General features: G+C 60.6%; 13 protein-coding genes. 5 read left to right on the top strand and 8 right to left on the bottom strand.

Features of this window, described 5'->3' with window-relative positions; genetic code table 11:
- Positions 1-37 precede the first annotated feature (37 nt).
- Together AC2YB9_RS04600 and AC2YB9_RS04595 are read right to left on the bottom strand one after the other, a co-directional pair.
- Positions 38-1,285, bottom strand: coding sequence for an IS30 family transposase (locus AC2YB9_RS04600; RefSeq protein WP_487266578.1), 1,248 nt, complete (start codon positions 1,283-1,285; stop codon positions 38-40).
- 62 nt (positions 1,286-1,347) lie between these two features.
- Positions 1,348-3,327, bottom strand: a complete 1,980-nt coding sequence (locus AC2YB9_RS04595; RefSeq protein WP_487267580.1) for a thioredoxin domain-containing protein — start codon at positions 3,325-3,327, stop codon at positions 1,348-1,350.
- 168 nt (positions 3,328-3,495) lie between these two features.
- Here AC2YB9_RS04595 and AC2YB9_RS04590 point away from each other — a divergent pair, with 168 nt between their 5' ends.
- Positions 3,496-4,239 carry a hypothetical protein gene (locus tag AC2YB9_RS04590; protein ID WP_487267579.1) on the top strand — a complete coding sequence of 248 codons (744 nt, stop codon included), beginning with the start codon at positions 3,496-3,498 and terminating at the stop codon, positions 4,237-4,239.
- A 54-nt stretch (positions 4,240-4,293) separates the two neighbouring features.
- Here the strand turns inward: AC2YB9_RS04590 and AC2YB9_RS04585 are convergent, their stop codons facing one another.
- Both AC2YB9_RS04585 and mca read right to left on the bottom strand, forming a co-directional pair.
- The gene (locus AC2YB9_RS04585; protein WP_487267578.1) at positions 4,294-4,494 is read right to left on the bottom strand and encodes a hypothetical protein; all 201 of its coding nucleotides are present in this window, start codon (positions 4,492-4,494) and stop codon (positions 4,294-4,296) included.
- A 34-nt stretch (positions 4,495-4,528) separates the two neighbouring features.
- Entirely contained in the window at positions 4,529-5,401 is an 873-nt protein-coding gene (mca, locus tag AC2YB9_RS04580) for a mycothiol conjugate amidase Mca (protein ID WP_487267577.1), read from the bottom strand.
- A gap of 37 nt (positions 5,402-5,438) precedes the next feature.
- Here mca and AC2YB9_RS04575 point away from each other — a divergent pair, with 37 nt between their 5' ends.
- Positions 5,439-5,828 carry a DUF4307 domain-containing protein gene (locus AC2YB9_RS04575; RefSeq protein WP_487267576.1) on the top strand — a complete coding sequence of 130 codons (390 nt, stop codon included), beginning with the start codon at positions 5,439-5,441 and terminating at the stop codon, positions 5,826-5,828.
- Between the two features lie 88 nt (positions 5,829-5,916).
- Complete coding sequence (gene greA / locus AC2YB9_RS04570; RefSeq protein ID WP_487267575.1) at positions 5,917-6,420, top strand: transcription elongation factor GreA; 504 nt, start codon at positions 5,917-5,919, stop codon at positions 6,418-6,420.
- A 54-nt stretch (positions 6,421-6,474) separates the two neighbouring features.
- On the opposite strand, the gene ilvA is transcribed toward greA, so the two are convergent.
- From ilvA to AC2YB9_RS04555, 3 genes are all read right to left on the bottom strand, one after another.
- Positions 6,475-7,686 (bottom strand): threonine ammonia-lyase, encoded by a 1,212-nt coding sequence (gene ilvA, locus AC2YB9_RS04565; RefSeq protein WP_487267574.1) that lies wholly within the window; start codon positions 7,684-7,686, stop codon positions 6,475-6,477.
- A gap of 65 nt (positions 7,687-7,751) precedes the next feature.
- Positions 7,752-8,852, bottom strand: coding sequence for an AI-2E family transporter (locus tag AC2YB9_RS04560; RefSeq protein WP_487267573.1), 1,101 nt, complete (start codon positions 8,850-8,852; stop codon positions 7,752-7,754).
- Positions 8,853-8,964: 112 nt separating this feature from the next.
- Positions 8,965-9,183: a hypothetical protein gene (locus AC2YB9_RS04555; protein WP_487267572.1), complete on the bottom strand. Its 219-nt coding sequence runs from the start codon at positions 9,181-9,183 to the stop codon at positions 8,965-8,967.
- A 254-nt stretch (positions 9,184-9,437) separates the two neighbouring features.
- Between AC2YB9_RS04555 and nhaA the strand changes: the two genes are divergently transcribed.
- Entirely contained in the window at positions 9,438-10,826 is a 1,389-nt protein-coding gene (nhaA, locus tag AC2YB9_RS04550) for a Na+/H+ antiporter NhaA (protein WP_487267571.1), read from the top strand.
- A gap of 12 nt (positions 10,827-10,838) precedes the next feature.
- The gene (gene msrA / locus AC2YB9_RS04545) at positions 10,839-11,477 is read left to right on the top strand and encodes a peptide-methionine (S)-S-oxide reductase MsrA (protein ID WP_487267570.1); all 639 of its coding nucleotides are present in this window, start codon (positions 10,839-10,841) and stop codon (positions 11,475-11,477) included.
- Between the two features lie 37 nt (positions 11,478-11,514).
- On the opposite strand, the gene AC2YB9_RS04540 is transcribed toward msrA, so the two are convergent.
- Positions 11,515-12,912, bottom strand: a complete 1,398-nt coding sequence (locus tag AC2YB9_RS04540) for a cytochrome P450 (RefSeq protein ID WP_487267569.1) — start codon at positions 12,910-12,912, stop codon at positions 11,515-11,517.
- Positions 12,913-12,950: the final 38 nt, after the last annotated feature.

Below are 12,950 nucleotides of genomic sequence, written 5' to 3'. Positions count from 1 at the left end.
TGTTGATCACTTTGAGCCCGTTCCACCACCGGTGGATTCAATCGGTCGGCGCAACACCGGGTTGATTTGCGTGGTCCCAGACTAGTGTGGCGAGGACTTCTCTGGGGGTGCGCCATTGGTGGCGTTTGCGTGGCCGGTCATTGAGTTGGTTCGCGACGAACTCGAGATAGTCCGCGTGGTAGCCCGATAGATCGGTGCTTTTGGGGAAGTACTGACGCAGCAGCCCGTTGGTGTTCTCATTCGAGCCCCGCTGCCATGGTGAATGTGGGTCACAGAAGAAGATGTCGATGTCCAAAGCGGTGGAGATTGCCTTGTGGTTGGACATTTCGATGCCTTGGTCCCAGGTCACCGATCCGCGTAACTGTGTGGATAGTTTTCCCATCTGGATGATCATCTGGTCCTGAACTTCCTCAGCGCCGTGACGCTCGGGCAGATGAAGCAACATCACGAAACCTGTGCTGCGTTCGACCAACGTTCCGATCGCGGACTTGTTCAGCTCACCGGTGATCAGATCGCCTTCCCAATGACCCGGAACAGCCCGGTCTTCGACTGCGGCAGGTCGTTCGCTGATGTTGACCATGTCCTTGATCCGGGTCTGTCGCCGGCCTTCTTTGCGGTGGGGTTTGCGCACCGCTCGACCGGTTCGTAAGCAGGTAGTGAGCTCACGTTTGAGCGCACCTCGGCCCTGGACATAGAGCGACTGGTAGATCGTCTCGTGTGACACCCACATCTCCGCCTCATCGGGAAAATCCAACCGTAACCGGTTCGCAATCTGCGCGGGCGAGTGCTTCTTCTTCTCGAGCCGGAACTGGACCTCATCACGAAGCCGTTGGTTCGTCGCCAACTTCGCTGGCTTGGGACGCGCCCGTCTGGCAACACCACGCCGGTGGGCCTTCGACGGGGAATATTTCCAGCCCTTGGTTCTCGGACGACCCGCAACTGACGGGTTCAACGCAGCCAAGGACCGGTACTGCTGGTGATACATGTTCGCCCGCAATTCACGTAGCACCGTTGAGGGCGCCCGGCCGATCGACCGGGCAATCGATCGGATCGATTCATCAGCATGCAGGCCGGCGTGAATCCGCTCGCGATCGGCAACACTCAGATAACGACTCGTTGCGGGCAGGACCAGCGACATTGGCGGCATACCGCCACCTTTGCGCACCCACTTCTTGGCCGTTTCAACCGACACACCCGCAGCCCGAGCAGCCTCCGCGGTCGACAAGCCCTCACGAACCCGAATCCAAAACCCACGCTGACGATCAACATCAGGGAAACGGCCCATACAGCACTCCAAAATTCAGAGTGTTGCGTCGACTCCTTGAACTCAAGACCCTCAAACGGGCCCTAACTGAACAAATCTTGGGGATTGGTGATTGGGAGTCGGCAGGTGAAGTTTTGACACACATATGCCGTAGGCATGGTGTCGACCATTTCGCGGCCCTCAAACAGTGGGATCTTCAACCCTGGCGCCCCGCCAACGATGACCGAACCGCCCGGGGCCCTAGCCAGTGCCGCCCGGTAAAGCCCATCGCGGGCACCGGCCGGACCGACGATGGCAATCTCCAACGGACCTGACCGCACGGCTTCGGCGGCGGCGAGTGTCCAGCCCGCGAACCGTGGCGCACGACGAGCAACATCGGCGGCCGACTCGAGTGCCGAGCGAGCTGCATCGGACCACCGCGCATCCCCGGTGATGGCGCCCATGGCGATGAACGCGTGCGCGACCGCCGACGAACCTGAGGGCGACGCGTTATCCGAGACGTCTTTGGGACGCATGACCAGAGCTTCTGCGTCAGTTGCGGTGTCGAAGAACCCGCCGGCAGGATCGGCGAACACGGCAAGGACCCGGTCGAGCAGGTCGCGGGCACGTTCGAGCCACACCGCGTCGCCAGTGCGGCCGAGCACCGCGAGATAGGCCTCAGCAACACAGCCGTAGTCCTCAAGAACCCCCGCATGCGCCGATGCCACACCCAACCGGGAGGTTCGGATCAGCGAACCGTCCGACGCAGTATGCAGATCGACCAATAATTCCGCTGCCGTGATCGCCGCCTCGACAAATCGTGGTTCCTCGAGCAGGACGCCAGCCTCGACGAGCGCGGTGATAGCCAACCCATTCCACGCCGCGACCACCTTGTCGTCACGAGCCGGCCGGGTCCGCAGCGCACGAGCAGTTAACAACAGCTCCTGTATGCGGGCCCAGCGATCTATGTCGTCAGGATCGGTACGCAACTGGAGCGTGGAGGAGCCTGCCTCGAAGGTTCCGTCCGCGCTGACCCCGAGCAGGTCGGCGGCCCAGCGACCATCGACCTCGCCCAACACTTCGACGAGTTGTTCGGGTGTCCATACATAGAATGTTCCCTCGTGGCCATCGCTGTCGGCATCCAATGCCGATGCGAAGCCGCCCTGCTCAGTCCGCATTTCGGCCAGCAGGAACTCGGCCGTCTCGGCCGCAATTCGACGCGCCAATGGCGATCCGTTGCAGCGCCATTGATGCAGGTAGATCCGCAGCAACTGCGCGTTGTCGTAGAGCATCTTCTCGAAATGCGGAACCCGCCAAAACCGGTCAACGCTATAACGGGCAAAGCCGCCGGCGAGTTGGTCGTACATGCCGCCGCGGGCCATGACCTCACAGGTGCCCTCGACCATGTCGAGCACATCGGCCTGCTCAGTCCGCACACCGTGCCGCAGCAAAAACTCCAGCACCATAGACGGCGGAAACTTCGGACTCGTCCCGAACCCGCCGGCGTCGTGGTCGTATTCGCGTGCCAGCAGCGCAGCAGCGACCTCAAGCGTTTCGTCGTCGAGCGCCTCACCCACGCCGCCAGCGCGGGCCGTCAAATGGGACACGACTTCGGCTCCGATCGTCTCGACCTCATCGCGGCGGTTCTCCCACGCATCGGCGAGCGATCCGAGGACCTGCCCAAATGACGGCATGCCGTGGCGCGGCTCAGGCGGGAAGTAGGTTCCGGCGAAGAATGGTCGGCCGTCCGGCGTGAGTATGCAGGTCATGGGCCAGCCACCCTGGCCGGTCATCGCCTGGGTGGCGGCCATGTAAACGGCGTCGAGATCTGGGCGCTCCTCACGATCGACCTTGATGCTGATGAAGTGCGCGTTGAGGAAGTCCGCAGTCGCGGCGTCTTCGAATGACTCATGCGCCATGACGTGGCACCAGTGGCAAGCCGCATAGCCGACGCTCAGGAAGATCGGCCGGTCTTGTTCGACGGCCGCGTTCAGCGCCTCGGCGCCCCATTCATACCAATCGACCGGATTGTCCTTGTGTTGCAGGAGGTACGGCGAAGTTGAGTGCGCAAGTCGGTTGGTCACATCCCTACCTTGCCATCAAGAGATTTCCACGGTGCCTGGCCAGCCGACTGCGGCATTGCCGACATCACTGGTGGTGGCGAGGCCGACGCTGGTCAGTACGGTTAGGGTCACAATTTAAGGCAGTTGGGCGTGTCCGGCTGGCAGCACCACCCATGACAGGTGATCAACATGGTCCGCACATTGGCAGCACTGGTTGGGTTTGTGTCCGCCCTGATCATTTCAGGATGTGGCTTTCCAGCCGAACACATGTGCAGTGACGGTGATTACTTCGTGCATGAGACGAATGGCGGCACCGGCACTGGTTGCGCGAAGGACGGCGACAATCCGGGCGAGGGCTTCGAGGCGTTCCCCAAAGGCCAGGTTCCTGACATCAGCAGCGACAAGTGGGACCGGTACTGGATTGATCGTGTCACCCAGTCCAGTCTTGAAATCGAAGCCACTCCTGAAGGTGTTGCCCCAGTCAATCCGTCGAAGTTGACGGACATGAAGCGGGTCACTCTCAATGACTCTTGGACGGTTTCGATTCCCTCGGAGTTAAAGTCCGTCATTCCTGGTGGGACTGCGGGCGTGGGGGAAAATGAACAGTACATCTACAAATCCGCGAAGCACGACGGCGCTGTATTGACTTACCGGATCGTTCCCGCGTCTCCTGACACGCATACGATGGTGGGCAACTTTAACCAGCTGATCGATGAGCTTCCGAAGAGTGCTGCTGGCATGACATTAGGAGAGATTGCGTTCAAGGCCAAGAACGTCCTTCGCGCTCACTATGCCAACCGCGCCGAGGATGGCCGCCACACGACAACACTGCTCCTGCAAGACACGAGTGGAGTTATCTACGAAGTCAGCTACATCGGCAAGAAGGAAGATCGTCGGATCCAGCGAGCAATGTTCGCTACGACGCTCGGCTAGTCGAGCGAGGGGCGCGATGTGACCGGACCGCCGCCTTTGCAGCAATAAGCCAATTCACGGCGCTGGGCTGTCGCGCTTCTCGCTCTCCCAAGGTTCGCGTGCCTTCCGACTGTGCTTGACGAAACTGACCAGCAAGAGTGCGGTGGCCACACACATCAGGACCACGATGATAAAAGCGACCAAACCGGGCCGCACGTCATTGGGATCGAACGGCTTTTCCGCAGCGGCGATCACGGCGAGGGCGAGGGTGTTCATGGCTGCAGTCTACGCGTTAACGCCCGCCGGCGGCTCAGCGGAGACCGGCGAAGAGATCTTCTTCGGGGATCGAGGTCTCTACGATGGAGTCGACGAGCTGGAAGTCCTCAGTAGGCCAGGCTTGTGCCTGCACCTCGTGCGGGATCGCGAACCAAAAGCCGAGCGGGTCAATCTGCGTGGCATGGGCCAACAGCGCCTCATCGCGCACCACAAAGTATTCAGAGCATTCGACCCGTGTCGTCAGACGGACGCTGTCTTCCTCCTTGAGGACCCACTTCGCAAGGCGATCGGCATACGGGTTCTCCAGACCATGGCGTGCCAATTCATCGCTGATCGCCTTGATCCGCGGGTAGCTCCAGCCCAAATGGTAGTAGAGTTTCGAAACCTGCCACGGCTCACCGCACTCGGGGTATGCCGCCGGATCGGCTGCCTTCTCATAGGCATACACGCTGATCTCGTGGCATTTGATGTGATCGGGATGCGGGTAGCCACCGTTTTCGTCATATGTCGTCAGCACATGTGGACGGAATGATCGGATGAGTCGCACGAGCGGCTCGGCTGCCGCTTCGAGTGGCACCATCGCAAAACAGTTGTCCGGCAGCGGCGGTTTGGGATTGCCCTCGGGCCAACCCGAATCGACGAAGCCGAGCCAATCCTGCTTGATCCCGAGGATTTCGCGCGCCCGATCCATCTCTTCACGCCGAATCTCGCCGATCAACTCAGGGTTGTCTAAAATTCCCGGGTGGTTGAAGCCGGGATTGAGGATCGAACCCCGCTCACCACCGGTACACGTCGCGACATGGACGTCGACGCCCTCGGCAACATATTTGGCCGTCGAGGCGGCACCCTTACTCGATTCATCGTCGGGATGCGCGTGTACATGCATCAGACGCAGTTGCTCGGCCACAGTACTCCTGAGATCAGTTGGCTGAGACAATCTTTCCATGACCGATCTCGAGGCACGCTACGGCACACGTCGTAGGCCCCGCTGGCTACTCCCGGTCCTCGCCGGAATCGCCATCGTTGCCGCACTGGCGTGGGTCCTATGGGTTGCGACGGCGGACAAACCTTTCCAAGCGCGGGTCTACAGCTATGACGTCATCAGCGATCATCAAACGACCGTTCGGCTCGACCTCCAACGGCCAAAACCAGTGAAGTTGGAATGCACCGTATATGCGCAGGGCGAGGACCACTCGATCGTCGGTGAGCGTACGGTGATAATCCCAGCATCCAGCCAAACGAGCCTGCGCAAATCAATCACTGTTAAAACCGAAAGACGCGCCGTCACGGGCGTACTCAAAGCATGTACGACCGTGACGGCTGCGCAACCTTGAGCGCTGCAAAACCTCACATAAAGTGATAATCTTGCTGTTTCACCCCGGGCGCAGGCCTGGGGTGCCGCACGTATAGGAGATATGAAACATGACTCAGCCGACCGAGCAAGGCACAATCTGGGTGACCCAGGACGCCTTTGACCGTCTGAAGGCCGAGCTGGATCATCTTCGTGGCGAGATCCGCGCCGACATCACTGCCAAGATTGCCGCCGCGCGCGACGAGGGTGACCTCAAGGAGAACGGCGGCTATCACGCCGCCCGCGAGGAACAGGGCAAGACCGAAGCCCGCATCCGTCAACTTGAGGACATGCTCAATCGCGCCGAAATCGGCGAAAAGCGAGCCGACGACGGCCTCGTCGAGTCCGGCATGATCATCACGGTCCGCTTCAAGGGCAGCACAGAGGACGAATCCTTCCTGCTCGGCTCCCGCGAACTCCTCGCCCGCGACTCGAAAATCGACATCGACGTCTACTCCCCCGAATCACCGCTCGGCGTCGCGATCCTCGGTATGCGCAAGGGCACAACCGCGTCGTACGCAACCCCCACCGGCAAGACCATCGAGGTCAAAATCCTCAACGCTAAGCCGTTCTGACTCGCAGTTTTAGCGGGCACTGAGTTTTAGCGGGTACTGGCCCATCGGCGTATGTCAGCCGGTGGGCCAGTCGTCTCGGTTGATGTCGTAGCCGAGTCCTTCGAGCTTCGACAGCAACTCATCGCGATGCTCTGCACCACGCGTGGCAACCTGGACCGCGACATCGACCTGGTGGACGCCGAGTGATTCCGATGCCCGGTCGTGGGTCACGTTAAGTACATTGACCTGCGCCGCGGCGATATCGGCGAGTAGCCCCATCAATGCACCGGGTCGATCCGAAATTCGCGCACGGAAATTCAGGAACCGGCCAGCGGCAGCGAGTCCGTGCCGGATGACATCTAGCAATACCAAGGCGTCGATGTTGCCGCCCGACAACACACAGACGATCGGCCCCTCGAACCCGTCGGGGTTCTCCAAGATCGCGGCAACACCGGCCGCGCCGGACGGCTCGACCAAGAGTTTGGCGCGTTCCAACAGCATGACCAGCGATTGACTGAGCGATTCCTCACTGACCGTTATGACGTCATCGACCGTCTCGGAAATGATCGAGAATGGCAGATCGCCCGGCCGGGTCACGGCAATTCCATCAGCCATCGTGTCATGCATTTCGACCTGCACCGGATGCCCAGCGAGCAAGGACGGCCCGTAGGACGAAACGCCCTCAGACTGGACACCAACGATACGTATGTCGGGATGAGTCTTGCGGATTAACGAAATACCGCCGGCGAGACCGCCGCCGCCAACGGGCACGAGGATCGTCTTGACGTCGGGAACTTGCTCGAGGATTTCGAGGCCGACGGTTCCCTGTCCCGCCATGATGTCGGCATGGTCGAACGGGTGGATCAGCGTTGCGCCGGTACGGTCGGCGAACTCGACTGCCGCTTCGAGTGCCTGGGTCACCCCGTTGCCATAGAACTCGACATCCGCTCCATAGGCACGAGTGGCGCTGACCTTTGGCAGGGCGGCGCCTTCGGGCATGAAGATCGTGGATTTGGCGCCCAGCAAGGAAGCCGCAAGAGCAACACCCTGGGCATGATTGCCGGCGCTCGCCGCGACGACGCCTCGGGATCGTTCCTCATCGCTCAGGCGCGCTATTCGCGTATAGGCGCCGCGGATTTTGAACGAACCCGCGCGCTGGAGATTCTCACATTTCAGAAAGACCTGAGTCCCGGCGATTTTGGACAGCCATCGGGACTCTTCGGTCGGAGTTGTCAGGGATACACCCTGCAGCAATTCACGTGCTGCTTCTAGGTCAGATACGTCCACAGTTTTACAGTAGGCCACCCGGCCGAAGGGATGTGACCCAGATCCCATTTGTGCGCTGGCAACGATCAGGCAGAACCGAAACCGGTGATCCCAGGATCTTCATTCAGGACTTCCTGTTCGTCGGCAAAACTGGCAAGGTGCCGCACGACGCCGTTGAGGCTCGCGGCCAGCGGTACCGCGATCAAGGCGCCGACGATGCCCGCGGTAATGACACCGGTGGCGATCGCAATGATGATTGCCAAGGGATGCACCGCCACCAGTCGACCCATCAGGAAGGGCTGCAGGACGTGGGACTCCAACTGCTGGACTGCCACCACGGCGAGCAACATGAACAGCGCCGTCCACGGACCCTGCGCCACCAATGCAACGAGCACGGCCACCAGCCCGGAGAGGAAAGCACCGATAACCGGGACAAACGCGCCGAGAAACACGAGCACACCGATCGCAAGCGTCAGCGGCACGCCGAGAACCCATGCCATGAGCGCGATGCCAAGCGCATCAGTCAAAGCAACCAGAACAGTCGCCCGTACGAACGCGGTCAACGACGCCCATGCCGTGTGACCGGAAGAATTGACCTTGCCCTGGGCAGCGCGCGGAAACAAGATAACTGCCCAAGCCCAGATGCGCTCCCCCTCATACAGGAAGAAGAAGAGCGAAAACACGGCGATGAAGAAGCCTGCCACAACGTGGGTGATTCGCGACCCGATCTCAGAGATCCGAGTCAGGAGTGAGGTGTCGCTCGAGGAAATCGTGTTGGTGACCTGATCAACCCAGGTCTGAAGCTGAGCGTCGGTGAGCCCGAGCGGACCGGTGGTCAGCCAGGTCTGAACCTGGGTGATGCCTTGGACAATATTGGCCTTCAGATCAGCGACTTGGGTGGACAGTTGCTGGCCGACGAGGGCGAGCATGCCGAAGAACAGCACGAGTACGCCGATGACCACAATGAATGTCGCCACCACCCGCGGCACGCCGTGTCGATCAAGGAAATCGACGGCGCCAATGGTGAGCGCGGTGCCAAGCAGCGCGATCGCGACTGGGACCGTTACTTCCGAGAAATACCGCATCAACCAGATGCCAATCGCCCCGGCGCCGGCGATGACAAGAAGTCGCCAAGCCCACGCTGCGGCGATTTCAACACCGATTGGGATCTGAAGCCGTTCAGACACTGATTTCACCACCTCGGGGATGAGCCTAACCACCGTTGCCTCATCGGGCGATCAGGGCGAGCTGTTCGACGTAAATCACCCGGACGGCAGCAGCGCTCGGCAGCGCTGCCGCTTAGCTGATTCGGTCGTCTACTTCCAGCGAAGATCCCACACCCCAACGGTCATACGCCAACCGGATCAACAGGACGGTCGCGAGTGAAACCGTCGGCACCAACAGCGCGGCCGGACGTAAGTGGGTCAGGACCAAGCTGCCCAGCAACGCGCCGGTCATGACACTGGCGAAAGCCTCACCCAGCGCCAAAAAGCTGATGGCATCCAAACTGCCACTCACAATGCACCATGCTGGCGGTGACAGATACACAACGGCCGTCCAAGTCTGCCATGCGCAGGCGCTCTTCACCCACCTGACGTTGTTGCCGCGCTCAGGATCTACGCTGCAAGAGAAGGCGGTTGCCCCGCCGATGGCACTGCCATCGTGCTGCGCCACCGCGAGTGACAACTCTGGGCACCATTGTCTGGCTAAGGAGCGCGCGTGGTCCGTCGAACCGACCGAACTACCATCGAGCGCGCATTGGCACCCCACCGATGACGTCCGATCGCCGCCCAGCCAATGATGAGGTTTGGCGCCAAGGACCAATTTTCCTGACCAGCGACCGGCTGTTGGCACGTTATGTTGCACGCCCCATGGTGGAGTTTTTCAAAGTGGAAGCCGCTGGTGGAATGTTGCTGCTGACCGCGGCCCTCACCGCTTTGATCTGGGCAAATTCATCTTGGTCAGACTCGTATCTAAACCTCTGGAACACCAACATCAGCTTCTCTGCCGGCTCGGCGGAACTCTCCGAGAGTCTTCGAGGCTGGGTCAATGATGGCCTCATGGCGATCTTCTTCTTCGTTGTGGGACTTGAGATCAAGTACGAGATTGTGGCCGGGCATCTGCGCGATCTGCGGGTCGCTTCCGTCCCCATCATTGCCGCCTTCGGAGGTATGGCCGTGCCAGCGCTGATCTTTGTCTTGATTGCTGGTCGCTCCGAAGGCGCCCATGGCTGGGGCATACCCATGGCGACCGACATCGCGTTCGCAGTCGGCATCCTCAGCCTGCTTGGTAGCCGAATCCCACCCGCGGCCCGAATCTTCTTGCTCACGCTCGCAGTCGTGGACGACATCGGCGCCATAACGGTCATCGCGATCTTTTATACCGCCGATCTTTCACTCGGCTGGCTGCTGGCCGCGGTCATCGCGCTAATCGGAATCGTGGTGTTAGCCCGGGTACGTGTGTGGCAGCTGCCGATTTACGTCACCTTCGGCCTCTTCACGTGGTTCGCCACCTACCAATCGGGGGTTCATGCAACGATCGCGGGCGTCATCATCGGGTTGTTGGCTCCGGCTCACCCGCTGCTCCGCGAACGTGTCGCTAGAAGGTACGCCCGGCGCGCTCTTGCCGACGACAATCTGAGTCATGAGGAGATGCGGCGGTTAGGTTTTCTGTTGCGTGAATCATTGCCGGTCGTTACGCGCCTCGAGCACCATTTGCATCCGGTCAGCAGTTTTGTGATCCTGCCCATTTTTGCGTTGGCCAATGCCGGGGTCGATCTGCGCGGCGGAGTTGTCAGTGATGCGCTGCACTCACCGGTCACGATCGGAATTGCCATGGGTTTGCTAGTCGGCAAAGTTGTGGGAATCACTGCCGCTTCATGGCTTGTGATCCGGCTCGGGCTTGGCCGGCTGCCCGAACGTACGACGTGGTCAATGATGGTCGGCCTAGGCATTGTCGGGGGTGTCGGGTTCACCGTTTCACTTTTCATCGTTGGACTGTCGTTCCCGCAAGATCAGCTGCTCATCGCCCAGGCCAAAGTGGGAGTGTTGGCGGCATCGGCATTGGCCGGTTGCGTTGGCTTGGCGTTCCTTGCCGTGGCAACACGATCGCATCGACATGAGACCAGATCCTCCATTGCCCCTCACGTAGGATCAAGTTGAAAGGTGGACTTCATGATCTTCAACCGTGCCGCAACCCCATTACCCGACCGCTCGAATGCCCTGCCCGGCCGCGCCACACGCGGCTTCGAGGTCGGGGGCACCCATCTGGCGCTCGGCACCCCGGTCGAGACCGAGGCACCCACCGGCTTCTCGGTTGCGGTCGTCGGACTCGGCTGTTTCTGGGGCGAGGAAAAGACCTTCTGGTCGGTGCCCGGAGTCTGGTCCACCTCGGTCGGTTATGCCGGCGGGGTGACGCCCAACCCCACCTACGAGGAAGTCTGCTCCAAACACACTGGCCACGCCGAGGTCGTCAGAATCATCTTCGATCCAGCAAAACTCTCCTACGATGACCTGCTCAAAGTGTTCTGGGAGAACCATGACCCAACGCAGGTCATGCGCCAAGGCAATGACCGCGGCAGCAATTACCGATCGATCATTCTGACCACCACCCCCGAACAGCAATCGGTCGCCGAGGCATCACGCGATCATTATCAGAAGCAGCTGACTGCTCAGGGCTACGGCGAGATCGCGACCTCGATTGTGCCGCTTGAGGCCTACTACTACGCCGAAGCTTTCCACCAGCAATATCTCTTCCGCGAGCCGAACGGCTACTGCCCGCTGCACGCGACCGGCATCAAATTCGACTCCTGAGCCGTCCATACATCCTTCGAGCTATTCGGCCTTTGGGCTATTCGGCTGGACGCTGGGGAGTTCGCGGCGTCAGTACGAGTTCGAAACCCTCGGGCATCAACGTCAACCGTTCGGCGACCTTGAGTTCATAGTCGAGGTCGCCAGCGATGTCGAAGCGATGCAGCAGCCTTGCCAGAACCAGTACGGCTTCATGCAGGGCGAACTGACGCCCGATACAGGACCGTTCGCCGGTGCCGAATGGTTTGTAGGTCTGCGGCATGCGGCCGCGTGAATGCTCGGGCAGGAATCGATCGGGGTCGAATTCATCGGCGTCGGGACCCCATACGGCTTTGTCGCGATGAATCATCGGGAGAACGACGATCGCCCAATCCTGCGGCCGCATCCGATGACCTGAGCTCAGCGTTGTGGCCTCACGTGGACTGCGAGTGAAGGCTGGCGCCGTGGGCCACAGCCGGAGCGTCTCATCGAGGACCCGACGCAGGTAGCGGAACTTGGCGATCTGCTCGAAAGTCGGCTCGGCGTCGCGGTCGGGACCGAGAATCCGATCGGTTTCCGCCTGCGCAGCGGTCAGCACGTCCCCATTGCGCGACAGATAGTAGAGCGCGAAGGACAGCGCCCCCGATGTGGTTTCATGCCCGGCGACAAGAAAGGTCAGAATCTGATGCCGAATGTTCAGATCGTCGAGTTGCGCGGGCGGTTCGAGCATGATTCCGAGCAGATCGTTCTCGGGCGCCGCACCATCGGCCCGACGCTCACGAATGATGTCGTCAAGCAGCGAGTCGACATACGCTTGGTGATGCGCATTCTGGCGATCGATCCGGCGCGCCAACATCGATCCACCCGGCATCGACGCAATCGATCCTTTGACTTGTCCCGCCTGGAGCGCCGCCACCATGGCGGGGATGAACGGATGCGGCGCGGCGCGGCTGAAGGATCCGAAGTCGTGACTAAAGGCGGATCGGCTGATCGTTTCCATCGTCAGCTTTGTCATTCCCACAGACACGTCAACCGGTCCATCGGCTGATTCCCAGGCCTCGAACAGCTCTTGGGCGGCCGCCAGCATTATCGGGTGATAGCGCTGCATCGCTGGCTTAGTGAAGGCAGGACGGAGCAATTCGTGCGCAAGCGCCCAGTTGGTTTCGTCGTTGTAGGCGGTGAACAAGCCCTGGCCGACGAACTCCCGCAGTGCCACGATGGCCGGCGACAATGCCTTCTCGAATCTCGACTCGTCAGCGAATTCTGCCGCGAGTTCCGCACCGCTGACGAAGACAAATTTTTGCTCGAAAATCTTGAGCTCAAAAATCGGACCGAGCTGTGCACCTCGGCGCATGATGCTTTGTAGCGGCGCTCGTCGATCGGTCCCGAGCACATCACCGAGGATTGGCCGGCGCCCGCTGGGATGGGGGAAAATTTGGCCAGCCCAGTCATTGCGCATACGAACCTCCGTAGTGATCGAGCGTCACATCGTCAAGG

The organism is Aeromicrobium changchenzhani (assembly GCF_057586615.1).
Note: the sequence above shows the minus strand (reverse complement) of the source record. Positions and strands in the feature narration are given on the sequence as shown.

Excerpts from the sequence above, each read along its gene's own strand:
- AC2YB9_RS04590 (WP_487267579.1), top strand. The coding sequence starts at position 3,496 with ATGGTCCGCACATTGGCAGCACTGGTTGGGTTTGTGTCCGCCCTGATC.
- nhaA (WP_487267571.1), top strand. The coding sequence starts at position 9,438 with ATGACGTCCGATCGCCGCCCAGCCAATGATGAGGTTTGGCGCCAAGGA.
- greA (WP_487267575.1), top strand. The coding sequence starts at position 5,917 with ATGACTCAGCCGACCGAGCAAGGCACAATCTGGGTGACCCAGGACGCC.
- AC2YB9_RS04600 (WP_487266578.1), bottom strand. The coding sequence starts at position 1,285 with ATGGGCCGTTTCCCTGATGTTGATCGTCAGCGTGGGTTTTGGATTCGG.
- AC2YB9_RS04585 (WP_487267578.1), bottom strand. The coding sequence starts at position 4,494 with ATGAACACCCTCGCCCTCGCCGTGATCGCCGCTGCGGAAAAGCCGTTC.
- AC2YB9_RS04575 (WP_487267576.1), top strand. The coding sequence starts at position 5,439 with ATGACCGATCTCGAGGCACGCTACGGCACACGTCGTAGGCCCCGCTGG.
- msrA (WP_487267570.1), top strand. The coding sequence starts at position 10,839 with ATGATCTTCAACCGTGCCGCAACCCCATTACCCGACCGCTCGAATGCC.
- AC2YB9_RS04540 (WP_487267569.1), bottom strand. The coding sequence starts at position 12,912 with ATGCGCAATGACTGGGCTGGCCAAATTTTCCCCCATCCCAGCGGGCGC.